Here is a 25,427-nt window from a genome sequence, read left to right as displayed (position 1 = left end):
CTGTCGTCCAATTCTCTCGCATAGTGGTTACTTTCCTTGCCATTCCGGCTCGCGGTCCTCAGCAAACGCCTCAACGCTTTCTGCGTGGTCTGCCGTGTTCTTGAGGCCATCCGTTGCTCGCTTCTCGTACATACGACCTTCCTGCATGCCAACCTCCTGTGAGACATTCACGACGTCCTTAATTGCTCGAACCGCAAGCGGTGGCTTCTCAACAATCTCGTTGAGAAACGAATCAACCGCTGTGTCGAGTTCGTCAGCAGGGTGGACTGCATCAAGGATACCGTCTTCAGCCGCTGTGTCGGCCTCAATATGTGTCCCAGACATACAAAGGAATTTTGCGCGGGACGCGCCAACGAGCGCAGCAAGACGTTGAGTACCGCCACCACCGGGGATAATTCCGAGGTCGACCTCCGGCTGTCCAACGGTCGAACGCTTGCTAGCGATGCGGAAATCACAGGCGAGTGCGAGTTCGAGCCCGCCACCGAGACAGTATCCATCAATCTTCGCGACCACCGGGGCCGGGCACTGTTCCGGTGCTTCAATGGCTTCAACCATCTCAAATACACCCGGAGTGACCTCGCGAAATTCGTTGATGTCCGCGCCGGCGCAGAAGGCCTTCTCCCCGGCACCCTCGACAACGACTGCGCGAACTGCCACACCGTCAGCCTCATCATCCACCTCTGCAAATGCGTCGAAGCCCGCACCTATATCTGATTTTAGTTGTGCCGACAACGAGTTCATCGCTCCCGGCCGGTCCAAGACAATCTTCCCGACACCAGTCACCTCATCAAACGACCACTGGATAGTCTCGAAACTCATCTCGGTCATGCAAGAGGGTAAACCGCACCCATCTACAAAAACACTCTGCCCCGCAGGTACGGTTTATCAACGCTTCCCGATAAGACTCAGTACTGTCGCGGTCAATACAGTCACATCGTTTTGGTTCGTGACCGTGAACCCGAAGTGAACGAGTCCGCGATTAGGACTACTCTCAAGGTCACGTTTCGACTCAACTGTCATTATCACCGAGAGCGTATCACCCGGGCGGACCGGCGTAGTGAACTGGATGTCCTCAATTCCAGGACCGCCGTGAACATCAGTCTCGGCGTAGTAGTTTAGTGAGGCGATACGTTGAAGGATAGCGAGCGTGTGAATACCGCTTGCAACGAGTTCCCCAAACATAGAATCCGCCGCAGCCTCCGCATCGACGTGGAAGTACTGGGGGTCCCACTGTTCGGCGAATTCGATGATATCTTTTTTGTTCACCATATACGTTCCAAGTTCGTGAACCGTCCCGACCTCGATATCCTCGAAGTAGCGCAAGTCGGTCCGGTCGTTATTCATAGTTTGACCTCCGTAATTGAACTATGGACAGCATCGATCAGATATCGAAGACGTTCATTGCGTTTTCCCGAAGTACGGCTCGCTTAGTTTTGTCCCGAATCGGGAGATCAAGGAACTCCTCCTTGCAGCGCTCGAATCCGAGTCCGTTGGTTGCCCACATGACCTTGTTGCGGATGCGGCTACTATCAATGAACTCGACCTGCCTGTCCGGAAGGAAGGAAGGATAGTAGGCACCGATGTTCCCGTAGACATTTGGGTGTCGCCAGAGCATTGAGCACCACTCGCTCGTCCACGGCCACCCGGCATGTGTAAGCACAAGTGTCAGGTCCGGGAAGTCCATGGCGACCTCGTCAGCGTACATCGGGTGGCCAGGTTCACTCGGGAGAGGTTCCGCGGAGTGCCCAGTCTGGAAACAGACCGGGACATCGAGTTCGTTACATTTCGCGTACAGCGGATAGCACTTTTCGTCTGTTGGGCGCAGTCCGTACGTCATCGGGTGGAACCAGACGTACTTGAAATCGTGATCTTCGACGGCACGCTCAACGCGTTCGAGGCTTTCGGGGATGCGGTGTGGGTCGTACCCGACGCCGGGGACAACACGGCCGTCCGAGCGGTCCACCATCTCGGCCAGTTCCTCGACGCTAAGCATTGTAAGCGTCTTCTTCGCATCACGGGACCACTGAACGAGCTGATCCATAAACACCTTTTCGACGCCTACCTCATCCATCTCGTCAACTGTTTCTTCAAGCGAGTCGTTACCCAGCACTTCGAAGACGCGCCACGCTTCGTCTTCAGGAATGTCGTGGTGGGCCATCACACCCGCGAACGTCGATTCGGCAAGTGTTTTGAATTCTCGAACCTCAAACAGTGGTTTTGCGAGTGCAGGTTCGGCGTAGAACGCCCGACACATCGTGTCGATGGCTTCGATATCCATGCATTCAAGCTGTGTACGGTCACTGTACTAAATCTTGACTTTAATATTATATTTTCTACATTTCTAGAGGCGGGAAACACTAATTAGCAAGCGGGTGACACGGGGGAATGATGACATCAAGTCAGTCAGCGGACCTGCAAGGAGATGTCGTGGTAATCACTGGAGCCAGTCGCGGGCTCGGTCGCGCTACTGCTGAAGCATTCGGTGCGCGAGGTACGCGTGTCGTTGTCAACTACCGAAGCAACGAAGATGCGGCGGCCAAGACGGTGGCAGCCGTTAAGGATTCACACGAAAGGGCAGACGCCATAGCCGTCCAGGCAGACGCCTCAGACCCGGACGCTATTGATCACCTGTTTGAGCGCGTCGACGAGGAGTACGGCCGTGTTGATGTGTTCGTCCACAATGCAGCCGTGACGGCGTTCAAACCGCTCACCGAGGTGACGCCCCAGGATATCTCACTGACCTACGACCTCGGTGTTACAGGGTTCCTGCTGGCGGCCCAGCACTCAATCGAACGTATGGACGAGGGGGGCCGTATCATCGCCGTTTCGGGCAACGACAGTCACACGTTCATGCCACTACACGGCCTCCTCGGAAGTGCGAAGGCAGCGCTAGAGTGTCTAGTCCGATATCTTGCGGTCGAGCAAGCGAACAACGGCATCACCGTCAACGCGGTCAACCCCGGTCTGCTCGACAAGGACAACTACTACACGTCGATCTCCGAGGAGACCGCGGCGGCAATGGCAGAACTGGAGGAACAAACGCCGAAGGAGGGCGCTGTGCCACCGTCGGCGGTCGCTGAGGGTATCGTAACGCTCGCGGAACCGCGGAGCGAGTGGATCACCGGTGAAGTACTGAACGTCGACGGTGGTCTCGCGGCGATGTGAAGTACGTTTATTCGTCCCCCTTGTCGAGCGTTCCAGAGAACTGGCGCGAGTCAAGGTCCTCACCGGACATGAAGGCGTTAGCGCGGTCGGAAAACTCCTCGGAATCCCAGACTGCCGCCGTCAGTTCGCGGGCGACCTCACGGTTCATCATCGCCATATTATTCCACTGTTTGAGCATCGCCTTGATGACTCGGTAGGCCTGTGGACTATTGTTGTCGATTATGTCTTGGGCTATTTCAATAGAACGTTCGTCTACCTCGTCGTCGTCAACGACGCGGTTGATGAGCCCCCAGTCCTCAGCCTCTTCGGCCGAGAGAAGCCGGGCAGTAAGAAGGAGGTCCTTGGCGCGCTGTTCGCCGACGATGAGCGGCATCATCTGGACGCCACCACCAGCGGCCGTCGAGCCGACACGCGCCTCTGGCTGGCCGAATCTCGCCGACTCGCCGGCGACAATTATGTCTGACCCCATCACGAGCTCATTGCCCCCCGCAACGCAGGTTCCCTTCACGGCGGCGACGGTCGGCTTTCCGGTTTCACGCAAGAGGTGGACAGTATCGACGTAGCCGCTGAGGAACCGGTTTCCCCCCTCACGGTCGATATCACCGAGTTCGTCCAGACTACCGCCGGCACAGAAGTTCTCGCTCGTGGTTCCGAGAACGATAGCATCCACATCGTCGGCAGCATCGGCAGACTCGACGGCATGACCGAGTTCTGAGAGCAACTCCGCTGTGACCGTATTATTGTCATCTGGCCGGTCGAGATCGACGTGGAAGATGCGGTCGTCCTCGTCGTTACGATACGTCTGAATCGTCGAGTACGTCTCTTCGCTAGACATGCACACGGTAATCCTTGGGGTACGATGATAAGCTTTTGTAACCACCCGGGATGTGTCCTTGTCCGTCCGATGGTCACCCATCAGTGACATGTCCAGTTCCAACTGAAGCAGGTAGAAGCATATTGAACAGGTCAGTACGTCGGATCTCCAAAACAGATAACGTAAACGACGAACTGTGGGGAACGATTTATTACAATCGGTGATATAAGTGTGGAATGGCAACCTATGACAAAAAAAGTTGAGGGGCTACAAGGGTCGACTGCGGACATTGAATTGAACACGCGAATGCTGCTCGAGCACGCGGCACGCGGACACCGAGAACAAGAGGTCATCACCGCGTACGCGGACGACAACGAAGTCACGACGTACGCGGAGATGTGGAACAACGTCCAACGGATGGGACACGTCTTAGAAGAGATGGGTATTGAACCAGGAGAGGTTGTCGGTCTCTACGGCTATTCGACGGCACGGTATATGGAACTGCTGTACGCCATCAGCAGTCTCGGCGCGGCGCCGTTCACAATCAACTTGGAGCTCCCTAAGGAACACCAGCGGTTCTGTCTTGACCACGTCGACGAGAACGCACCGTTCAAGCGGATACTCGTCGCTCCGGAGCTCACTGACGATTTCGCCGAAGTCGTTGGCGATGATTATGACTTTGAGTACCACCTCATCCGCGGCGAGCCCGGTAACACCGCGCTAGGGGAGCTTGATGTTATCGGAGAGCTGATGGCCGACAAGGAGCCGTCCTACGACTTCCCGGAGGTCGACGAGCAGTCTACAGCTGTTTTGATGTTCACATCGGGCACCACCGGCAAACCGAAGGCTGTCGCCCACACACATCGGATGGTCTATCTCCACACGGTTGGTATGGTCGCATCGAAAGGGGTCGGCCCGCAAGACAGTCAGTTGATGGTACCACCGATGTTCCACCTCGGGTGGCTTCTTTGGGGGCTTGCGCCTACGGCCGGGTCGCAGCTCGTCCTTCCGGGGCCGGGCTACCCAGATAATCTAGCGAACCTTCTGCTCGAAGAGGATGTGACGTTCACAGCGGGTGTCGCAACGCTATTCAAGCGAGTCGTCGAAATTGTTGAGGACCGCCGCACGGACGGAGAGGACATCACCCTTGACGGCCTCGAAATCGTGTTCGGCGGACAGTCGCCGCCGACGCCCCTACTACGTGACCTCGAGGACCTCGGCGCAGATACCTCGCAGGTGTACGGATACACCGAGGCCGGTCCTCAGTTCTGTTACAACATCCAGAATCACCTCCGCGACAGAGAGTTGGCGATGGATGAAGAAGAACTGTTCCAGTACAAGGCCGACGTCGCCGGCTACTTCGTGACCGGTGCCGAGGCGAAGGTAATCGACCCGGACACCGGCGAGACACTCCCGTGGGACGGCAAGTCCGAGGGCGAAATTGCTTACCGAGCACCCTGGGGAACTGGCGGGTACTGGGGAATGCCCGAGAAGACTGAGGAAGCGACGACCGAAGACGGATATCTCAGGATGGGTGATCTCGTCCGCATCGACGAGTGGGGGAACGTGGAGGTACTCGATCGCATCAAAGATGTGATTAAGAGCGGTGGCGAATGGATACCATCACCAGTCCTCGAAGACCACATTGCCGAACACCCAGACATCAGTGACGCCGTGACTGTCGCTGTCAACCACGAGGAGTGGGTCGAACGACCCCTCGCCATCGTAGTGCTCGAAGATAGCGTTGACAAGGCGAATGTCGATCTAGAGAATCACCTCATGCAGTACGTCGAGAGCGGCGAGATCGAGAAGTGGTGGATTCCAGATGAGATGATTGTCGTAGACGAGATACCTCAGACATCTGTCGGCAAATACGACAAGAAGACGCTCCGCGATCAGTACGAAGACGTGCTCATCTCGGAGTGAATTGATTAAACGCTCCTATGAACACACTCGTCACCCTGACCGACGAACAGTCGATGATAGCCGACGCAGTGGCCGATCTCACCGCAGAATACGACCACGACTACTGGCAGACCTGCTGTAGGGAGGGACACTTCGTCGACGAACTCTGGGCGGAACTCGGCGAGCTCGGGTTCCTCGGTATCGCCGTTCCCGAGAAGTATGGCGGCGAAGAGATGGGAATCCCAGCGCTCGCGACGCTCATAGAGACGTTCGCCGCCCACGGCGTCCCGTTGCTCGCGTTCCTGTCGACGACGACGATGGCGCCGCTCCCCATCATTGAGTACGGGAGCGACAACCTAAAAAATCGGTTTCTGCCGGGAATCGCCAGCGGTGACCTTCGATTTGCGTTCGCCATCACAGAGCCCCACAGCGGGACGAACGCCTCCCGGATACGAACCTCCGCCACACGCGATGGCGACGAGTACGTCGTGAACGGCGAGAAGACCTACATCACCGACGCGGCCGGCGCTGATTACATCCAACTCGTGACCCGTACCACCCCCTACGAGGACGTCGCCAACGAAAATCCCTACCACGGTGGCACGTTGCTAGTGGTGGATACGGACGCAGATGGCATCGAGACATCTCCGCTCGACGTGTCCATCCCCGAACCCAGCGGCCAGTACACGGTCCACTTCGACGATGTCCGGGTGCCGGTCAACAACCGCATTGGGAGGGAAGACGCCGGGTTTTCGCATGTGTTCTCGGCACTCAACCCCGAACGCGTCGTCACCGCGGCGCTCGCGGTCGGGCTCGGTCGGTTCGTCATAGAAAAGGGCGCCGACTACGCGAACGATCGAGAGATATTCGATGCCCCGACCGGCAGTTATCAAGGCGTTCAGCACCCGCTAGCCGGCGCGAAGGTTGCTGTCGAACAGGCCGCGCTCACGCTCCAGACGGCCGCAGCTGCACACGAAGCGGGACAGCGAAACGCCGCGGCTGCCGCGAACGTCGCGAAGTACGCCGCCTCGGAGGCCGCAGACAAGGCCATGGACGCGGCCGTACAGGCGCTCGGTGGAAACGCGTTCAGTCACGACTACCCGCTGGCCGCGCTCAGAGACTGGACACGGTTCCTCCGCATCGCGCCGGTGAATAACGAGATGGTGCTTAACTACGTCGGTGAGAACCTGCTTGACCTGCCCCGGAGCTACTAGAACTCGGGAGCACGCCCATCTGCGAAGGCCCTCAACCCCTCTTTCGCGTCGTCCTCAAACATATACGAGCAGACCTGCTCGCGTTCGAGTTCCAGTCCTGTCTCCATGTCGAGGTCGGCTCCGCGGTCGACAAGGTATTTCGCAACGCCAGCAGCTCTTCCGCTCTTTTCGGCCAGTATATCGACTAAATCCTCGATAGCGTCATCAAGGTCATCCGGATCGGCGACACGGTTGACCAGACCCCACTCCTTCGCCTCGACAGGCGACAGCCGGCGGCCAGTGAAGATTAGTTCCTTCGCACGGCGGGGCCCGACGATGCGCGGGAGCCGCTGGGTCCCGCCGCCCCCGGCGACGAGCCCGAAGTTCGCATGTTGGTCGCCGAGTGTTGCGTCGCGACTGCAAATCGTGAGATCACAGGCAAGCATAGTCTCGAGGCCACCCGCGAGCGCGAATCCTTCGACGATGGCGACTGTTGGGACGGTGACAGCCGCAAGCCTGTCGAGCGTCTCGTGTATCAGGTCAAGGAATGCCGCCGCCCCGGCGCGATCGCCGTCCTCGATAGTACCTTTCAACTCCGCCAAGTCAGCACCGGCAGAGAAAGTCCCGCCCGCACCTCGGACAGTAACGACGCGAACGTCGTTTGCCCTCTCAATGTCCTCGATTTGAGCCGTTAGCGTCTCCAGCAGTGCCCGGTCGATGGCATTGTTTTTGTTGGGCCGGTTCAGCGTAAGACGGGCGGCGCGACCGTCGTGGGTGTACTCTAGTATGACTGGTCGGTCGGACATGACGAGTCGAGTATGCTCCAGTCCGGATTATAAAGCTTCGGCCACCGCTCCCATCATCCGCTATCCCGGCGGCAGCTTTAGGGTCACGCAAGGTGACTTATGGACATGGCCGGCAGTGTTTCAACCGAGACCGAGAACAACATCTGTACTGTCGAGTTCGAGAACCCAGGAAAGCGCAACGCTCTCTCGCCGTCAATGCTGGACGCTCTCCAGACGGCCCTCGACGACGCCGAAGCTGACAACGACGTGCGGGTGGTGGTCATCCGGAGCAGTCTTGAGGAAGGGAATTTTTGCGCCGGTTTCGACCTCTCGGCGTTCGATGACGACGCGGGAGCTGACGAGTCGGCGGCCGCATTCGACGGGTTCGCGCGACGATTGCGGTCGGTCAACATCCCGGTCGTCGCCATGATTGACGGTATCACGTGGGGTGGTGGCGTCGAACTCGCGGCGACCTGTGACCTCCAAGTAGCGAGCACTGACGCAGGTTTCGGTCTCCCACCCGCAAAACTAGGTATTGTCTACCCCGCACGTGGCATCCAGCGATATCTGCACCTCCTCGGACCGGCCGATGCAAGCGAGCTGCTCTACACTGGCGACCCAGTCGACGCGGAGCGTGCCCGCGAGATGGGGCTGGTCAACGACGTGGTCCCGTCGGACGAGGTAGAGGCGCGAACGTACGAACTGGCTGAGAGCGTGGCCGAAAACGCCCCACTGGCGCTGGCCGGCATGAAGCGGACCATCCGGGCTTTCCTCGACAAGACCGCGCTCACGCCGGCAGAGCGCGAGTGGGCCGCCGACCTTCGGCAAACCGCTTACGAGAGCTACGACCACGTGGAGGCGATGGCGGCCTTTGAGGAGGGCCGCGACCCCGAATTCGAGGGTCACTGACGCGACGGACAGTGAAAGCGACGTCTCTGACGGTCAGTACGGCGTAATCGAGATGTCTTCCTGCGTCGGGGGGACACCGCCGACACGGACCGTCTCACCGGTGACAAAACTGGACAAGGGGCTGGCGAGGAATAGCATCGTATCGGCAATCTCAGCGGGTGACCCGACTGGCCGATCGACCGAAGATCGGTCGTAGGCGTCCTCATCCGCCTCGTCGAGCATCTCTGAAACCCCCGGCGTCAGGATGGGACCAGGTGCCACCGCGTTGACGCGAACGTTATCCGCGGCCCACTCAGCAGCAAGCGACTGCGTGAGGTTCCGGACGCCGGCTTTTGCAGCCCCGTAGTGACTCATACTGGAAGCGCCATAGAGACCCGCAATAGACGATATATTTACGATTCGACCACCACCCTTGAGATGAGGAAAGGCCTCGCGGGCGGCGACGAACACGCTGCGGAGATTGACGTCTTGGACGAGATCCCAAGTCTTGACCTCAAGGTCTTCTGAGTCCTCATAGGTGGAGACGCCAGCCACGTTCAGAAGGACATCGAGGTCACCGAGGTCCGCGGTGGCTGTCTCGACCATCCCGGCGACGGCGTCAGGGTCTGACACGTCGGCTTCCACTTCAGTTATCGTCACGTCAAACGCGTCACGTAGGTCGGCGGCCGTGTCCGTTAGGTCCTCGGTGAGGCGGTCGGAGATAGCAAGATCGGCGCCCGCCGCAGCAAAGGTGAATGCGACCACCCGACCCATGCCGTTTCCGGCACCGGTCACCAGCGCACACTCGTCGTCGAGACTGAATCGGTCGGCTACGTCACGCACGTCGCTCGGAGATAGCTGTTTGAGACTTCGATCCATGGTCGCAAGTGGTGGGTAGCTAGTATAAAAGTACGGGTACCCCGTTACGGCCACGCGGAAACTGCTGTACCTGTCGCTAGACTACACAGATGGAGAAAAGATGCGCGTGCCAGCGGAAGTCCTGAAGATCTTGCACATGAGTTTTGTGCTCAGGTCCGGGTATCCGTGTCCGTCGACAGCGCACGTTCGAGGAGATCGTCATCGTACGCATTTGAGGTCTGTTGTTCGCTGGCCTTGTGGATGGAGACGACGGTGTCAACGGTGTTGGCGTAGTTCTTCAGCGTCGCCTCATCGATCATCTGACCGTCAATGGTGACAGCACCGGACCCAGCGGCCTTGGCCGCCGAGAAATCCTCGATGCTCCGCACCGCCCGCGAGATCGTTTCTCTGTCAGGCATGTGGATCCGATTGGCCTGCTCGGTCTGTTTTGGGTGCAGCGACCAGCTCCCGTCAAATCCAACACGGGCCTCACGCTCAACCTGGTCGGCGTAGCCGTCGGCGTTGTAGACGGTCACGCCGGCCCGAGTGTGGAATAGGCGGTCGAACGGCCCGCCGATACTGACGAGGTCGTTTGCGCTCGCCTCGTTCGAGAGATCCTCTACCATTCCCGGCCAAGACGGCCGCTCACCGGCGATTTCTCGAGCACCAAGTTCCGCCGTGTAATCCACTGGCCCGAACACGAGACCAGTGAGGCGACTGTCTGTGCCGAACGACGCAATCTCCCTGAGGTCAGATTTAGCCTGTGCCGTCTCCACGATTACGCTGAGGCCGATACTTCCAGCGTCGTAGCCGGAGTTCGCCTCTGCGTTGGCGACGGCCGACGCCGCGCGTTCAACATCGTCGAGGCGGCCAACCTTGGGAACGACCACGCCATCGATGTGGTCGCCCGCCTCCCGGACCAGCGTCTCGATTTCGTGAGTACCGGCTTCTCGGAGCGACTCGTCGTCGAACGCCCACTGCACACGCGGCCAAATTTCGCCGGCGAACTCCGGGCCGTACTCGGCGCTTAGTTCAACGGTATTCTCGAGCGCCGTCTCTTTCATGCTCGGCGCCGTGCCGTCCTCGATGTCCGGCACGAGCCAGTCTGGCACTTGGAAGCCGGTCGCGTTAAACGCCGACTCGAGGTACTTGGCGGTGTTGTCCTTCGCGACGCCAGCCGGCGCCGTCTGGAAGGTTCGACAGAGGCGAGTCATCGCTCATCTCCGGGTCGGCACTTCACGACGCACTCTTGGACGCCGGTAAATATGTGGTCCTCGTCCTCGTTCAGACCATAGTGCTCAAAACGGACGAACCCGGTATCCGGGTTGTCGGTCGCGTCGGCGTCGGTCTCAAGCACCTTCGTCACTGCGTAGAGCGTGTCTCCAGCCTGCACAGGCGCGTGGAAGCGAATGCCATCGAGACCCGTCGTCTGGACGACGTTCTCGGTTGTGTCAGAACTCGCCAGTCCAAGGACGATGCTCATCGTTGTTCCACCGTAGTTGATACGCTCGCCGTGCTCAGAGTCACGCATCTCATCTGCGTTGAAGTGCGCCTCGGCAGTGTTCATCGTCATATGAGCGACGCCATGCATCTCATCTTCCGAGAGGGTCTTCCCGCGAGCGTGTTCGTAGACGTCGCCGGCGGTGAAGTCCTCGAAGTACGTGTCGTCGCTCGTCATCGATTCGGGATCGCGCTCGCCCGTCATGCGTCACCCTCCTCATCGGACCGCTTTGGCACCATGTTCGTCCGATCGTATTCAATGACTAGGTCGCCTTCGCCGTCATAGCCGCGGGTCCGCCAAGTGACGATCCCGAAGTCTGGGCGCGAGTCACTCTGTCGACGGTCTAGCACCTCACTCTCTGCGGTTAGCGTAGCGCCGACCGTCAGTTGCTTATGGAAGGTGCAGTCGTCCACACCAAGGAAGAGCCCACCACGTTCGCTGAGGTCCTCGACCGTGAGACCGAGGATGGTGTTGAACACGAGCAGTGGATCGATAACCACGTTTTCGTGCCCGTAAGTGGCCGCGTACTCCTCGTTGAAATACAGCGGATTCCGGTTGATGCGGAGAGTCGTGAACCGTGCGTTGTCGCCGTCGGTCACGGTCCGACCCCAATGGTGTTCGAACGTCCGTCCCACCTCGAAATCCTCGTAGCAGTTCCCGACGGGCCGGTACTCGGCCTCGTCGAGAGGGACACTATTAGTTGTCACGTCGGGTCATTGAGAAGTAATGGCGGCCATCGTCTTATAAGAACCGGTGCGTGGGTCGTCAGTAGAACGTCTCGTCTCCCTTCGCTTTCTCGACGAGCAGGTCACAGGGGAGGGTCTCGGCGAGGTTCTCAACACGCTCGTGCATGTTAGCCAGTTCGACGCAGGTCCGGACGACCGTCTCCGCACCCACCTCGTCGGCCTTCTCGAACGGCCCAACCGGCCAGTTCCCACCGAGTTTCATCCCCGTGTCGACGTCCTCGACCGTCGCTACGTCATGTTGGACCATCTTCGCAGCCTCGTTGATGACCGGCGCCCAAATCTTCAGGACGTCGACATCCTTGCCCGCCTCAGGATCGATACCGGGTTCGTCCTGATCGGAATAGTCGTAGAAGCCCTTTCCAGACTTCCGGCCGTAGTGACCCTTCTCGTACCGCTCATGTAGAAGCGGGCAGTATCGGGTATCGTAGTTGAGCGGGCGAGGGTCGTTGAGGTGATCCTCCTCGCTTTCGACGCGCACTTGGATGCCGCCCGTGAAATCAGCCAGCTCGAAGGGACCCATTGGGAAGCCCTCACGGTACTTCATCGCCGAGTCGACTTCCTCAATTTCCGCTTTGTCATAGTAAACTAGCCACGCCGCCGCCTCGCCGTAAGGTCGCATACAGCGGTTGACGATGAACATTGGCACGTCGCGGCGACAACGGATAGGCGTCTTCTCGAAGTCCTTGATGAGGTCTTCTACCACGTCAACGACTTGTGAGTCGACGTGTTCGGTCTCGATAATCTCCACGAGATCCATCAGCATCGGTGGATTGAACCAGTGAGTACCGGCGACCTGTGAAGGTCGATCGGTCACTTCTGCCAGCCGGGTGATGTTGAGTCCGGACGTGTTCGTCGTCAGGATGGCCTCGTCGGGAGCTAGGTTGTCGACGGACTCGAAGATGTCCTCCTTGACGGCCTGTTTCTCAACGGCGGCTTCAGTCACGATGTCGGTATTGGCGACAGCCTCCTCAAGCGACGTAGTGGATGTAATCCGGTCGAGTGCTGCCTCAACATCCGCCTCCGTGACATCCTCATCGTCTACAATCTTGCCGTAACTCCACTTTACCTGCTCAATCGCGTCATTGAGCTGGTCCTCGTCGATATCTTGGAGTATCGTATCGTAGCCCGCTAGGGCCGCGACGGCGGCGATACCGCGTCCCATCTCACCGGCGCCGATGACTGTCACTTGCTGAATGTCCGCAACTGTCTCGATGGACATGTACAGGTGACTTCCCCAGCCACCGATATAAAACGTTGCGGCGTGCCCATCGTTAGATCGGCCGCAACGACGACGACACTCACCCCTCAAATAGCGTCTCGACCCGGTCGCGGAGTTCGTGTTTCTGTATCTTCCGCCCGTGGGGACCGTCGGTACGAGGGAATGACGCGACGGCGAACACCCGCTCGGGGACCTTGTAGTCCGCGAGGCGGTCCACAAGGAACTCGCGGACGGCAGTCTCGTCCGCGTCCTCGCCCGTGACGAACGCCACGGGGACCTGCCCATGGCGGGGGTGAGGTGCCCCGACCACCTGCGCAGCGTCGACTGCAGGGTGGGACTCGACTGCCCGTTCGACCGCTCGCGGCGCGACCAGGAAACCCCGGACACGGAGAGCGTCGTCCATCCGGGCGTGGTAATAGACCCCGTCTGGACCGCGCTCTGCAAGGTCGCCGGTATGGAACCAACCGTCCTCGTCGACGGCCGCCGCCGTCGCCTCCGGCCGTCCCAGATAGCTATCGATGACGTTGTACCCCCGGAGGCAGAGTTCCCCTTGTTCGTCAGTCGGGAGCGGGTCGCCCGTTTCGGGGTCGACGACCCGTGCCGCTTCCTCGTCAGGATGGACCGGGGGGCCGCCAGTGCGGAAGCGTTCTTCGACCGTGGCGTCCGGGTCGCCGACAAACACCTGGCTGTTGGCCTCCGAGAGGCCGTAGGGCCGTACTAGCGGGAACCCGACTGCGCCCTCGACACGCTCGAACGTCTCTCGATCGGTCCCACTGACAAACGCCACGGCACCTTTCGAAAGAGTAGTGACCCGCTCGGACGTGAATTCCTCAGTCACAACCATCCGTTCGTACATTGACCCGATAGCCGAGAAGTAGGTCACCTCATGGGTCTCGATCAGGTCAATCGCCGCCGCCGCGTCGAACTCCGGCTGGAGTACCAGCGGGATGCCGTGAGCCAGCGCGCTCAGAAACGTATTGTGACCCATAATACCACAGAATGGGAGGGCACCGAGAGCCACGTCGTCGGACGAGAGGTCGAAGTGTTCGCCAACCTGGTAGGAGTGATTCAGAAGCGACCGGTTCGACTGCGGGCACCCCTTCGAATCGCCTGTAGTCCCGCTGGTGTAGAAGACGCACGCTGAGGCCGCAGGCGTATCAACCGGGTCTGGTGTCGGGGCCGCCGTTGCCATGTCCTTCATTTCCTGGAGCGACCTAACGGCGTCGTAGCCCGGCGCCGCTGTCGTCGTCACGACGTGAGACAGGTCCGGATAGCGATCCGGCGAGAAGGCATCCAGGTCGGCGTCGACAATTCCCGGGGCGAGCGACGCGAGCATCTCGAGATGCGTGGGGTCACTGCTCCCCGGCTCGGTAAGGACGACCCCGACGCCCGCATCGTTAAGGACATGGTCGAGGTCTCGGGACCCACAGCGCGTGTTCACGGCAACCACTGATGCGCCGAGATACGAGGCGGCGAGTTGTGCTTCGATCCAAGCAGGTCGGTTGCGAAGCCAGATGGCGATAGTGTCGCCCACGCCGACGTCAAGGGCGGCAAGCGCGCGGGCGAGGCGACGACTCTCGGCGACGAGTTCGCCGTAGGTGGTCGTCTCGTCCTCAAAGATGAGGGCGAGACTGGACGGTGCAGACGCGGCGACAGAGGTGAGGCCCTGGTAGATTGTGGCCTCCGGCCATTCCAGCATACGCCCCATCCCGTCGGCGACCGGGTTAAATGTTCACGACGCGCTCAGGAAGAGACTCGGAGCGGCCAGCGGTCTCCCTCGTCGTCACGGAGTCGCGTCGCTGTCTCGGGGGCCAGGGTGTAACCGCCGTCCGTCTTCTCGATGTCATCTGCCATGCACAGATGTTCCAGATGGGCGTGAGCTTCGCCCGGGCCGTGCAGGATGTGGATGCTCTCGAGGTCGCCGAACAAATGGTCGCTGACCTCCCACGTCGTCGCTGGACCAGCCTCGTCGAGATACGCAACGATTCTGTACGCTCGCTCCTCGTGATGGCGGACGATGTCACGGGCGCATGCCGCTGGGTCAACGATGGCCTCGCGATGGCCAGGCAACGCATGATCGAACTTACCCTCTATCAGGCGATCGAGGCTCGTTAGGTACTGTTCGAGCGACTCATCCATCCGGACATCCGCGCCGCCGACGTTCGGCGTGTAGTGGGGAAGGAGTGTGTCACCGCTGAAGACGGTTCCCCGCTCGCGGTCAACGAAACAGCACTGTCCCGCCGTATGACCAGGCGTGTGAACAACCTCGAGCGAATAGATACCGAGCTTGAATCGATCGCCATCGACGAACGGCGTTACCCTCACTGGCGGACCGTAGAGATCCATTGAGCTGGCCATCTCGGCCCGGAGTTCTGTTCGCTTGTCCGTCGGGATATCCCACTCATCATAGCAGGTTTGCTGGCGTTCTTCGAAGCTCGCCCACGCGGCCTCGTCTTTGCGAACCATCGGAGCGTCAGCCTCGTGGACGTGGACTGACGCACCACCAGCGTCCTGAATCGCGGCTGCCAGTCCCGAGTGGTCGGGATGGTAGTGAGTCAGCAGCACTCGGTCGATGTCGGCGAGGGAATACCCCACTTCGTCGAGGGCCGCCCGAAGCTCGGTGCGTACGGCGGGTGTGTCGACTCCTGTGTCGATGAGCGTCGTCTGCTCGTAGGGAAACAGGTACGCGTTGTTCAGCCCCTCGAAGACTGTATTTCCTAGGCATATTCGGTGCATAGTCTCACCTCTCTGCCGAGATGGGGACGAAAACCGGGATGGCGATGTCGTTTGTCTCAGTTTCCTTGAACCGGACTGTAACGCGCGTACCGACATCGACCACGTCCTGGTCGGCCTGGATGTTCGTCATCAGTCGCGGCCCCTCGTCGAGTTCGACGTAAGCGACAACTAGCGGGAGGTCCTCCTTAGGCCAACCACTCATCGTGCGCGTGACCGAGTAGGAATACACCTCGCCCTCACCGTCGGCTTCGAGCCACTCTACATCCTCGCTGAAACAGTCGGGACAGAGCACCCGGGGGTAGTGATATACGAGTCCGCAGTCTTGGCACTCGCTCAGGAGCAGGCGGCCCTCAGACGCGCCCTTCCAGAAGGGTTCAGTCTCCGGTGTCACGTCGGGCACGGGACGTGGCTCCCACGTCATCGGTCTTCACCTCCGAGAACCACCGTAGCAGCACCGTGTCGCGTCGCGATGCTCCCACCTGTGCCGTGTGCGATGGCGACGTCCGCGTCTACCTGTACCTCCGGATTGGCTTCGCCCCGAAGTTGCCGGACGGCCTCAACGACCTTTGTCATACCACCCCGGTTGGCGGGATGATTCGAGCAGAGCCCACCACCGTCAGTATTGAAAGGGAGGTCACCGTCGGGTGCTTGAAGTGTCCCCCCTTCGATGAACTCCCCCCCCTCACCTTTCGCACAGAACCCGAGGTCTTCGATGGCTTCGAGGACGGTGATGGTGAATGAGTCGTAGATGGAGGCATAGTCGACGTGCTCGGGGGCAAGCCCAGCCTCCTCAAAGGCACGACGACCGGACTGGACCGCACCAGTCGTCGTGAGGTCGATGCGGCCGGCATCGTGATGACTCGGTGACTCGCCATGGCCGAGCACCTCGACACACTTGCGGTTGAGTTCGGCGCGAGCGTCCTCGGAGACGATTACAAGCGCGCCGCCACCGTCAGAGATGACACAGCAGTCGAGCAGGTGGAGGGGGTCGGCGACGACCTTGGACTCAACTACATCCTCAACAGTCACCGGGTCCTGATACATCGCCTGGTCGTTGTACTGAGCGTGCTGGGACGCGGCGACGCGGACCTCCGCGAGTTGCTCCGGTGTCGTTCCGTACTCGTGCATGTGCCGGCGTGCAGCCATCCCGTACATCGAAATATTGGTGGCGCCGTAGATGCGCTCGAAACTGTCCTGCATGGTCCGGAGTTCACGAGCACCAGACCCTGTCGCTTGCCCGCGTGATCGAGGTCGGCCGGCGAGCGTGACGAGCGCGACGTCGCACTTCCCATCTCGAATCGCGCTCGCTGCGTGGCCGACGTGCGCGATGTACGACGAACCGCCGTAATCGGTCGTGTCAGCATACGACACGTCGAGGCCGAGGTAATCGGCGACCACGAGCGGCGAGAGAGCGAACTCATACTCGGGGACACCGGCGGTAAAGAACGCGTCAACATCGGCCTTCGGCAGGCCGGCGTCATCAAGCGCGCCCTTCGCCACCTCGGCGTGTAGTTGCATCTCCGACTTGTCGGGTGCTTCCCGGGTCGGATGTTCGAAGGCACCTGCTATGTACACCGGTTCGTTCGCTGCCATTACTGCCACCTACTTCTCATACCAGTGTAAGTCTTTGCCTTGATTCAGGTGCAGTCGCACAGTACTTCTGTGTCGACGGTGAGAGAGGTGTGGCTACGGAGGGAGCGAGCGCGCCTAGACGACGGGCCGCGGTCAGGTTAGGTCGGGGAGGCCGTTCCCGAAGACCTCGTCGGCCACGTTGTTCTTCATAATCTCATCGGTCCCGGCGGCGATGCGGCGACTGCGCTGGAGGCGGTACAGGTACTCTAACGGGTGATCCTGCTGGTACCCAGTAGATCCGAACGCTTGGAGTGCTTCGCTGACGACGTACTCAACCATCTCGCCAGAGTAGAGTTTCGCGATACTGGTCTCCAGCCGGTCGGGCACTCTCCCCTGCGCCTCCGCGTTCAGCGCGGCGCGGTAGGTGAGCGACCGGGACGCTTCGAGTTCCTTCGCCATGTCCGCGAACTTCCAGCGCATCCCCTGGAATTCACCGATGGGCTGGTCGAACTGCTCGCGCTCCTTCGCGTACGCCAGCGCGTGGTCGTACGCACACCGAGCGATGGCGTTGGCATACGCCGAACTCCCACAGCGCTCCCAGTTGAGGGCCTTCAGTTGCTCTTTGAGTGCTTCCTTCCCCTGAACGAGGATGTTCTCCTCGGGGATTGGGACATCCTCCATAAAGAAATGAGTCTGGACGTGGCCGGCCATATTCTCGTAGTGTTCACCGATTTCGATGCCGGGCGCGTCGAAGTCCATAATGACGGTACCTAGGTTGCCGTCGGGGAACCGCGCCCAGACGACGGCCGCATCGGATTCCTTGACGTAGCTAACCCAGATTTTCTCGCCGGAGAGGTAGTAGTCGCCGTCCTTCTCCTCGAGGCGGGTATCCATCGCGCCAGCGTCACTCCCGGCGTGCGGTTCGCTGATTGCGATAGCGAGTGCGGACTCACCGGCACAGACCGGTGGGATGTACTTCTCTTTGGCCGCCTCAGTGCCAAACATGTCGACCGCGCGTGGCGTCACCATCGACTGCCCGTAGAGCGCGTTGGCCGTGTCGGGACAGACCCGGCCGATGGTCTCGAGCGCGAGGATAGCCTCGAACTCCGTCATGCCGCCGCCGCCGTACTCTTCAGGGAGGTTGATTCCCATGAACCCCTGGTCGGCCAGCAACTCGATATTTTCCCATGGGAACTCGCCGTCCCACTGGAACGCGCGGTCAGCGAACTCGTTCTCCGCGAGTTCCGACAGCATCTGTACGACCATCCGCTGCTCGTCGTCGAGATTTAACATACCTAGTCAATCACCATCATACGCTTATACTTTACGTCCTCACGGACGTAGTCGCTCGTCCCGCGGCCGATTCCGACGGTTTACCCACCGAGAAAGCCAGTGAACTGGTCACGGCAGAACAGGTCGAGTTCGCTAACCGTGTTCGGAGACCGGCGAGTGACCGAGAAGACAACTGCGCTCGCGATGTCCTCCGGTTCGGGTACCTCGCCGGGGGCATAGGTCTCTTTGAGCGATTCTGGACGGGCTTCCACGCCGATATCTGTACGGACCGATGTCGGGTGTACGACAGTCGTCGCCACGTCGTCGGTCCCCAAGTCGCCCGCAATACTCAGTGCAAACCCACGAATCCACCACTTGCTCGCAGCGTAGACCGGGAACTTCGGGGCAGGGTACTTCGCGGCTATGCTCCCGACGAAAACGAGGTGGCCGCTTGATGCTCGGAGGTACGGGTCGGCGCTCCGTGCGGTGAAGAACGTCCCGTCCACGTTCACGGCCATCAGCCTTCGGTACTCTTCTGTCGAGAGGTCTCCAAGTCGGCGTTCGTGGGCCCTCCCGGCGTTGCTCACGACGATATCCAGTCCATCGAAGGTGTCAACCGTTGTCTCGAACATCGACTCTACTGCATTCTCGTCAGTGACGTCGGTCGGCACGGCCACCGTACTGACGTCATGTTCGTCCGTAATCTCGTCTGCCGCCGCCGATAGTGCGTCCCTACTCCGGGCAGCTAGTGCCACGTCTGCGCCATGCGCTGCCAGTGTAACCGCCGTTGCTCGCCCGATGCCGCGACTCGCACCGGTCACGAGTGCCGTCTGTCCGTCGAGTGACTGTACTGAATCCATTGTATTGAATCGAGTGACTGTCGGTGCGTGCATGTAACTTTCGGCGGGGGCCCGAGACGGATACTGAACGTAGCCAGTGCGCCGAGTGGAAACACTTATCTGGATTTCGTAGTTCGCTAGAACCGATCGGAACGCATGAAAATACTCGTCACCGTCAAAGAGGTGGCCGAGGTCGACGACGAGTTCCAGATTTCGGGACTCGACATCGACGAGGGCTCCCTCGAGTATGATCTCAACGAGTGGGACGACTACGCCGTTGAGGAAGCCGTACAGATTTCGGAGGAGAACGACGACGTGGAGGTCGTCACCGTCACCATCGGCCCCGAACGCGCCGAGGAGACCGTTCGGATGGCGCTGGCGAAGGGCGCAGACCGCGCGCTCCGCGTGTGGGACGACTCCCTCGAGAACGCCCAGTTCCTCGACGTCGAGTCGAAAGCCGACATCCTCGCCGCCGTCGTCGAAGAGGAGGACCCCGACTTCGTCCTCACCGGCGTTCAGGCCGGCGACGACGCAAACGGCGCAACCGGCGTCGCACTGGCCGACCGCATCGGCTTCGAGTGGGCCGCCGTCGTCAACGCCCTCGACATCGAGGCAGGCGTCGCCTCCGTCCACCGCGAACTCGAAGGCGGTATCGAGGAACTCACCGACGTCGAACTCCCGTCCGTGTTGACCATCCAGACCGGTATCAACGAACCGCGCTACGCGAGCCTCCGTGGCATCCGACAAGCACAGCGCAAGCCGCTGGACGTTCACACGCTCGATGACCTCGGCCTCGACGACAGCGTCGTCGAGTCGCCGGTCGAGCGCACGTCGATGTACGAGCCCGAATCCGAGGGCGACGCCACGCTCTGGGAGGGTAGTGCAGAGGAGACCGCAGGAGAACTGGCTACGTTCCTCCGCGACAAGGGGGTTGTTGAAGGATGACCGTTCTCGCAATCACCGAACACCGCCGCGGCGATGTTCGTGACGTGTCCTACGAACTCGTCACGGCCGGCCGCGAACTGGCCGACGACCTCGGCACCGACCTCGAACTCGCCGTCATCGGCGGCGACGTCGAGGGCTTCGCCGACGACGTAAACCGCGACGGCGTCGACACCATCTACACCGTCGACGAGGGCGAGGAGTTCAACCACGGCGTCTACACCCAAGCCATCGAGCAGTTGGCCACAGAGGTCGAGCCGACGGCGCTTCTGATGCCGAACTCGGTCAACGGCCTCGACTACGCACCGGCGGTCGCCGAGGGACTCGACCTGCCGCTCGTCACCGACGTCGTCGACTTCGAGACGAACGGCAACCTCGAAGTCACCCGCGAACAGTACGGTGGCAAGGTCGAGACGACCTACGACATCGACGCCGACGACTACGCGCTGACCATCCGGCCGGCGGAGTGGCCGAAGGCCGAAGCGGCCGGCGACGCCGCAATCGAGGCCTTCGACGCTGACATCGACGAAAGCGCCCTCGGGACGACCGTCAACGGCTTCGAGGAAGTCGGCGGCGGCGACGTCGACATCACCGAGGCGGACGTGCTCGTCTCCATCGGCCGCGGTATCGACGAGGAGGAGAACCTCCCGCTCGTCGAGGAACTCGCCGACACCCTCGGCGCGACGCTGTCCTCGTCGCGACCCATCGTCGACAACGGCTGGCTGCCGAAGAACCGACAGGTCGGCCAGTCCGGGAAGGTCGTCACCCCCGACGTGTACATCGCCATCGGCATCTCCGGGGCCGTCCAGCACGTCGCTGGAATGAAAGGCGCCGACACCATCGTCGCCATCAACACCGACCCGAACGCGCCTATCTACGACATCGCCGACTACGGCATCGTCGACGACCTCTTCGATGTCGTTCCCGAACTCATCGAGGAGTTCGGCGGCGAAGCGCCCGACCTGTAGGCCGGTTTTCGACCCTCGATATCCACATTTTTCGTCCGTATCCGACACGTACTTCCGAGGAACGAACCTACCACTTTTATGGAGTATCTGGAGCGGCGTCGGTCGTTCGTCGAGGACCGGCTCGAAGCCGTCCTCGATTCGACCGACCCCGAGGCGATGACCGACCGCCTCGAACACGTCTCGCTGTCGGGGGGCAAACGCGTCCGCCCGACGGTGACGCTTCTGGCCTTCGAGGCCGCCGGCGGCGAACTGTCCGGCGACGACGGCCGCGGCTCTGAGCCGTCCCGAAACGCCGTCGACTTCGCGGTCGGCATCGAGTTGGTCCACAACGCCTCGTTGGTCGTCGATGACATCATCGACGAGTCCGAACTGCGCCGGAGTGTCGACAGCGCGTGGGCGGCCTTCGGCCACGGGTCGGCCATCGTCGCCAGCGACGGCTTGCTCGGGGAAGCGTTCGCGCTGTTTTCGGCCGACGAGCGCGCCATGCAGGTCGTCAGCGAGTCGATGGTCGAACTCGGTGAGGGCGAGGCGACCGAGCTCGTCGCCCAGCCGACCGACGAAGACGAGTACATGGAACTCGCCCGCCGGAAGACCGGCGCGCTGTTCCGGGCCGCCGCCGAGTTGGGCGCGGTCGCCGCCGACGCCGACGCCTACACCGTCGAGGCCTTCGGCCAGTACGCCGAGCGGGTCGGTATTGCATTCCAGATTCGCGACGACGTCCTCGACGCGACGGCCGACGCCGAGGAACTCGGCAAGCCGACCGGCCAAGACGAGGAGATGGCCCGGCCGTCGCTGGTCCAGATTACGGAGATGACGCCCGAAGAGGCGAACCAGCGCGCCCGCGAGGAATCCGATGCAGCCCTCGCCGCACTGGAAGCCGCCGACTCCGTCGGCTCGGAGGCAGTCGGGTATCTCGAAGACCTCGCGGAGTTCGTCGTGGTTCGAGAGCGGTAACTTGTGTTGTAATTAGTCCAGCATCCGCGCGAGCGCAGCGAGCGCGGTTCACGCGAACGCGCCGTCGGCGCGTTCGCGCCTTTTTCATCGACGTTTTTGCCGCGAGTGGGTTGCGGGCCTGTGTCCCGCAACCGCATGTCGTGGCGGCGAAGCCGCCACGCGGTGCGCCTTCGGCACACCCGAGCCAAAAAAAGGTCGAAGGAAAACGCGTTTACCCCCGGAACGCGGAGCCTCGCGCATGATAGTTCCGGGCTCCGCCTCACAGGACCTCGCGGCCACACTCTCGGCGGCGTTGGGAGAGTCGCTTGCGGCCGTCGAGTACGAACAGTTCGCCGACGGGGAACGGGTCGTCCGCGTTCCGGACACCGATGACCGCGCGGTCGTCGTCGCCTCGACGGTCTCCGACGGCGCCCACGTCGAGTTGCTCCAGTTGCAGGACGCCGCCCGCCAGCAGGCCGAGGAGGTCGTCACCGTCCTCCCGTACATGGGGTATGCACGACAGGACGAGGCCTTCGCCGAGGGCGAACCCGTCTCCGCGCGTGCGATGGCCCGAGCCATCTCGACGGGAACCGACCGCGTACTGACAGTCAACCCCCACGAGAATGCGGTGTGTGACTTCTTCGATGTGCCGTGTCGGGCCGTCGACGCCGCCGGATTGCTCGCCGACACCCTGCCGGCACTTTCGGACCCGCTTTTCCTCTCGCCGGACGAGGGTGCCATCGACCTCGCGAAGACCGTTCGAGACACTGCGGGCGACGGCGAGGTGGATTACTTCGAGAAACACCGCCTCTCGGATACGGAGGTCGAGATGCAACCGAGCGACGCCGACACGGCCGGTCGCGACGTGGTGTTGGTCGACGACATCGTCGCCACGGGGTCGACGATGAGCACAGCCATCGCGCAATTGGATGATCCCGACCGCGTGTTCGTGACCTGCGTCCACCCGATGCTCGCCGCCAGCGCCCGGACGAAACTGGCTCGCGTCGGCGTCGACGGCGTGTTCGGAACGGACACCATCGAGCGGGCGGTATCGACGGTCAGCGTCGCACCCGCACTCGCAGAACACCTCTAAGTAGCGGCGCGTCGACTATCGACGGCCGAACAGCACGGCCGCCGCGAGAGTCGCGAGGGCCGCGGTACCGACGCCGAACCCGGAGCCGGCACCCTCCGTCGGCGTCGTGGGACGGTCGGAGCCGTCAGCCGGTTGTTCCGTCGACTGCGGCATCGCCGATTCCGTTCCGCCGGGCGTCGCCGTTACCTCCTTGACCGACACCGTCGTCGAACGGTCGCCAGCGGTGACGGTGTACTCGCCGGACTCCCCGAAGGTCGTCGTCGCCTCGACGGTCACCGGCCCGTCGTTCAGTTGAACCCGCTCGGTTGCGACCGACTTGCCGCCGACGGCGAAGGTCACGTCGCCGTCGGCCGGTCGGTCCGCCGACGACGCGACGGTCGCCCGCAGCGTCACCGACTCGCCGAGCGCCGCCGTTGCCGGGTCTGCGGTGAGGTCGGTGACCGCCACGTCGGCCGGTTCCTCGACGACAGCCGTGGTGGTGGTCGTACCGACCGAAAGGTCGTACTCGCCGGCGGCGTCGAAGCGTCGCTGGAACGTCACCGTCGTCTCCGCGTCGGCGTCGAGGGTGCCGGTTCGCTCTGCGACCGTTTCGCCGTCGACGCGTAACTCGGCGGTGTACTCGCCGGACTCGGTGCCGACGTTGCGGATCCGGACGGTCGGTTCAAGCGTCTCGTCGGTGACGACACGCGGGGAATCGATTGTGGCCTCACGGTACGGACCCGACACCGCGAACCCCTCGAACTCGTATCGGATGTCGGCGCCGCCGAAGGCATCGAGGTGCTGTTGGCGGCTCCAGACCTCCGGCGTCTCGGTCGTCTCGGTGTACCGTTCGGCATCGTCGCGGATGGCAGTGCTCCCAGTGGTTTCGACGGCGTCGAGGAACCGCTGTTGTGTCAACTCCGTCCCGGGGTCGTTGAACTCGGCGATTGCGGCCGCAAGCGTCGTGTCGGCGTCCGCTCGGAGCCGTCGGTCGAGGTGGCCGAAGACGAGCGCGCCCTTCTCGTAGTTTCCACGACCGTTCTCCCACGTCGCGGGGTCGGAGAGCTGTACGTCGCTGTATCGGTCGCGCGCCCCGTCATCCATCTGGGATTGGAACGTCTCGAAGTCGATTCGTCCCTGTTCGTAAGTGAGCAACGCGGCGTAGTAGTCGGCCATCCCCTCGATGGTCCAACGGGTCGCCTCGGTCCGGTCGTAGTCCTGTCTGGTGTGGACGTACTCGTGAATCCACGTGTTCCGAGCGGTGTCGAGGCGTTCGTCGTCGCGGACCCACATGTCGGAGTCACCGCGCTGGACGCCCGTTGCTGCCCAGTCGACGTTCGATGGGACGGCGATGATGAGGACGCTGTCGTCGCGGGCGCCCGTTTCGAAGTGGTTTGCGGCGTGGGCCAGCGAGTCGAGTACGTCCTCGGGGTTTTCGTGCATGTCGCCGTGTTCGGATTCGATGAGTCGGAAGCGCTGGCCGGCCGCCTGTCGGGTGTGTTCCTCGTAGCCGCCGAGGTAGGTGATGTGTCGCCCGGCGACACCCTCGCCGTCGACGTGGTTCGAGCGATTGATGCGCAAGTCGATGCCCGTCGCCCGAACGCTGATGCTCGGCGACCGGACGACTGCCCACTCGTCGGTGACGGCATAGAGGAACTGCTCGCCACTGCCTCGGTCGATAGTCCGGTTGCCGGCCAAATCGTACCGGACGAACGGTCGGTCGGTCCCGCCGGTCCACTCGTAGGTTCGGCCGTCGGTTCCCGACTGTCTGAACCCCTCTGTCTCGTAGACATCGGTGTCTTCGGGAATCGTTATCTCCACCGATGTCGCTCCGTCCGGGATTATCACCTGCGTTTTCACGTCCACCTCGCCTTTCGTGTCGGTCTGGGCGAGCGTGTTGTCGACCTCGATGGTCGCCGCCGCCGCGGGCATCGCGAACGCGACGCTGCCCGCGAGCAGCCAACACGTCAACAGCACCGAAAGCGAAACCGCCCGCGCCCGTGGCCGTGACATCTACGC

Annotated in this window: 25 protein-coding genes; 8 read left to right on the top strand and 17 right to left on the bottom strand. The window is 61.5% G+C overall.

What is annotated here, in order from left to right; all coding sequences use genetic code 11:
* Positions 1-27: 27 nt before the first annotated feature.
* The 3 genes from NMP98_RS15225 to NMP98_RS15215 are packed head-to-tail and all read right to left on the bottom strand — an operon-like array spanning position 28 to position 2,278.
* The gene (locus NMP98_RS15225; protein WP_254858718.1) at positions 28-828 is read right to left on the bottom strand and encodes an enoyl-CoA hydratase/isomerase family protein; all 801 of its coding nucleotides are present in this window, start codon (positions 826-828) and stop codon (positions 28-30) included.
* 57 nt (positions 829-885) lie between these two features.
* Entirely contained in the window at positions 886-1,344 is a 459-nt protein-coding gene (locus NMP98_RS15220; RefSeq protein WP_254858717.1) for a MaoC family dehydratase, read from the bottom strand.
* A gap of 37 nt (positions 1,345-1,381) precedes the next feature.
* Entirely contained in the window at positions 1,382-2,278 is an 897-nt protein-coding gene (locus tag NMP98_RS15215; protein ID WP_254858716.1) for an amidohydrolase family protein, read from the bottom strand.
* 107 nt (positions 2,279-2,385) lie between these two features.
* Here NMP98_RS15215 and NMP98_RS15210 point away from each other — a divergent pair, with 107 nt between their 5' ends.
* The gene (locus NMP98_RS15210) at positions 2,386-3,165 is read left to right on the top strand and encodes an SDR family NAD(P)-dependent oxidoreductase (protein ID WP_367997241.1); all 780 of its coding nucleotides are present in this window, start codon (positions 2,386-2,388) and stop codon (positions 3,163-3,165) included.
* Between the two features lie 7 nt (positions 3,166-3,172).
* On the opposite strand, the gene NMP98_RS15205 is transcribed toward NMP98_RS15210, so the two are convergent.
* On the bottom strand, positions 3,173-4,081 hold the full coding sequence (locus tag NMP98_RS15205; RefSeq protein WP_254858714.1) for an enoyl-CoA hydratase/isomerase family protein: 909 nt from the start codon (positions 4,079-4,081) through the stop codon (positions 3,173-3,175).
* A 204-nt stretch (positions 4,082-4,285) separates the two neighbouring features.
* Here NMP98_RS15205 and NMP98_RS15200 point away from each other — a divergent pair, with 204 nt between their 5' ends.
* Both NMP98_RS15200 and NMP98_RS15195 read left to right on the top strand, forming a co-directional pair.
* On the top strand, positions 4,286-5,905 hold the full coding sequence (locus NMP98_RS15200) for an AMP-binding protein (RefSeq protein ID WP_254858713.1): 1,620 nt from the start codon (positions 4,286-4,288) through the stop codon (positions 5,903-5,905).
* A gap of 17 nt (positions 5,906-5,922) precedes the next feature.
* Positions 5,923-7,098, top strand: coding sequence for an acyl-CoA dehydrogenase family protein (locus NMP98_RS15195; protein ID WP_254858712.1), 1,176 nt, complete (start codon positions 5,923-5,925; stop codon positions 7,096-7,098).
* Here the strand turns inward: NMP98_RS15195 and NMP98_RS15190 are convergent.
* Positions 7,095-7,883: an enoyl-CoA hydratase/isomerase family protein gene (locus NMP98_RS15190; RefSeq protein ID WP_254858711.1), complete on the bottom strand. Its 789-nt coding sequence runs from the start codon at positions 7,881-7,883 to the stop codon at positions 7,095-7,097. The genes NMP98_RS15195 and NMP98_RS15190 overlap by 4 nt on opposite strands.
* Positions 7,884-7,988: 105 nt before the next feature.
* Here NMP98_RS15190 and NMP98_RS15185 point away from each other — a divergent pair, with 105 nt between their 5' ends.
* Positions 7,989-8,771, top strand: coding sequence for an enoyl-CoA hydratase/isomerase family protein (locus NMP98_RS15185; RefSeq protein WP_254858710.1), 783 nt, complete (start codon positions 7,989-7,991; stop codon positions 8,769-8,771).
* Positions 8,772-8,804: 33 nt separating this feature from the next.
* On the opposite strand, the gene NMP98_RS15180 is transcribed toward NMP98_RS15185, so the two are convergent.
* The 11 genes from NMP98_RS15180 to NMP98_RS15130 form a co-directional block, all read right to left on the bottom strand.
* Positions 8,805-9,629: an SDR family NAD(P)-dependent oxidoreductase gene (locus NMP98_RS15180; RefSeq protein ID WP_254858709.1), complete on the bottom strand. Its 825-nt coding sequence runs from the start codon at positions 9,627-9,629 to the stop codon at positions 8,805-8,807.
* Positions 9,630-9,778: 149 nt separating this feature from the next.
* Positions 9,779-10,822: an L-malyl-CoA/beta-methylmalyl-CoA lyase gene (citE, locus tag NMP98_RS15175; protein WP_254858708.1), complete on the bottom strand. Its 1,044-nt coding sequence runs from the start codon at positions 10,820-10,822 to the stop codon at positions 9,779-9,781.
* Positions 10,819-11,313, bottom strand: a complete 495-nt coding sequence (locus tag NMP98_RS15170; protein WP_254858707.1) for a MaoC family dehydratase — start codon at positions 11,311-11,313, stop codon at positions 10,819-10,821. Before NMP98_RS15170 ends, citE begins: the two co-directional genes overlap by 4 nt.
* Positions 11,310-11,816 carry a MaoC family dehydratase gene (locus tag NMP98_RS15165; protein ID WP_326494478.1) on the bottom strand — a complete coding sequence of 169 codons (507 nt, stop codon included), beginning with the start codon at positions 11,814-11,816 and terminating at the stop codon, positions 11,310-11,312. Before NMP98_RS15165 ends, NMP98_RS15170 begins: the two co-directional genes overlap by 4 nt.
* 58 nt (positions 11,817-11,874) lie before the next feature.
* Positions 11,875-13,074, bottom strand: coding sequence for a 3-hydroxyacyl-CoA dehydrogenase (locus NMP98_RS15160; protein ID WP_254858705.1), 1,200 nt, complete (start codon positions 13,072-13,074; stop codon positions 11,875-11,877).
* Between the two features lie 79 nt (positions 13,075-13,153).
* A complete protein-coding gene (locus tag NMP98_RS15155) occupies positions 13,154-14,773 on the bottom strand; it encodes a class I adenylate-forming enzyme family protein (protein WP_254858704.1) in 1,620 nt (539 codons plus the stop codon).
* A gap of 44 nt (positions 14,774-14,817) precedes the next feature.
* Entirely contained in the window at positions 14,818-15,810 is a 993-nt protein-coding gene (locus NMP98_RS15150; RefSeq protein ID WP_254858703.1) for an MBL fold metallo-hydrolase, read from the bottom strand.
* A gap of 4 nt (positions 15,811-15,814) precedes the next feature.
* Complete coding sequence (locus NMP98_RS15145; protein ID WP_254858702.1) at positions 15,815-16,231, bottom strand: Zn-ribbon domain-containing OB-fold protein; 417 nt, start codon at positions 16,229-16,231, stop codon at positions 15,815-15,817.
* On the bottom strand, positions 16,228-17,403 hold the full coding sequence (locus NMP98_RS15140) for a thiolase domain-containing protein (RefSeq protein WP_254858701.1): 1,176 nt from the start codon (positions 17,401-17,403) through the stop codon (positions 16,228-16,230). The genes NMP98_RS15145 and NMP98_RS15140 overlap by 4 nt, the downstream gene beginning before the upstream one ends.
* A 132-nt stretch (positions 17,404-17,535) precedes the next feature.
* Positions 17,536-18,675, bottom strand: a complete 1,140-nt coding sequence (locus tag NMP98_RS15135; protein WP_254858700.1) for an acyl-CoA dehydrogenase family protein — start codon at positions 18,673-18,675, stop codon at positions 17,536-17,538.
* Positions 18,676-18,755: 80 nt separating this feature from the next.
* Positions 18,756-19,514 carry an SDR family oxidoreductase gene (locus NMP98_RS15130; protein WP_254858699.1) on the bottom strand — a complete coding sequence of 253 codons (759 nt, stop codon included), beginning with the start codon at positions 19,512-19,514 and terminating at the stop codon, positions 18,756-18,758.
* 135 nt (positions 19,515-19,649) lie between these two features.
* On the opposite strand from NMP98_RS15130, the gene NMP98_RS15125 reads away from it, so the two are divergent.
* The 4 genes from NMP98_RS15125 to prs all read left to right on the top strand — a co-directional run bounded on the left by NMP98_RS15125 (position 19,650) and on the right by prs (position 23,429).
* Positions 19,650-20,438 carry an electron transfer flavoprotein subunit beta/FixA family protein gene (locus NMP98_RS15125; protein ID WP_254858698.1) on the top strand — a complete coding sequence of 263 codons (789 nt, stop codon included), beginning with the start codon at positions 19,650-19,652 and terminating at the stop codon, positions 20,436-20,438.
* A complete protein-coding gene (locus tag NMP98_RS15120) occupies positions 20,435-21,403 on the top strand; it encodes an electron transfer flavoprotein subunit alpha/FixB family protein (protein WP_254858697.1) in 969 nt (322 codons plus the stop codon). The genes NMP98_RS15125 and NMP98_RS15120 overlap by 4 nt, the downstream gene beginning before the upstream one ends.
* 78 nt (positions 21,404-21,481) lie before the next feature.
* The gene (locus NMP98_RS15115; protein WP_254858696.1) at positions 21,482-22,357 is read left to right on the top strand and encodes a polyprenyl synthetase family protein; all 876 of its coding nucleotides are present in this window, start codon (positions 21,482-21,484) and stop codon (positions 22,355-22,357) included.
* Between the two features lie 238 nt (positions 22,358-22,595).
* Complete coding sequence (gene prs, locus NMP98_RS15110; RefSeq protein WP_254858695.1) at positions 22,596-23,429, top strand: ribose-phosphate diphosphokinase; 834 nt, start codon at positions 22,596-22,598, stop codon at positions 23,427-23,429.
* A gap of 15 nt (positions 23,430-23,444) precedes the next feature.
* On the opposite strand, the gene NMP98_RS15105 is transcribed toward prs, so the two are convergent.
* Positions 23,445-25,421: a CARDB domain-containing protein gene (locus NMP98_RS15105; RefSeq protein ID WP_254858694.1), complete on the bottom strand. Its 1,977-nt coding sequence runs from the start codon at positions 25,419-25,421 to the stop codon at positions 23,445-23,447.
* Positions 25,422-25,427 lie beyond the last annotated feature (6 nt).

Source organism: Natronomonas gomsonensis (genome assembly GCF_024300825.1).
GTDB classification, from domain to species: Archaea; Halobacteriota; Halobacteria; order Halobacteriales; family Haloarculaceae; genus Natronomonas; species Natronomonas gomsonensis.
Note: the sequence above shows the minus strand (reverse complement) of the source record. Positions and strands in the feature narration are given on the sequence as shown.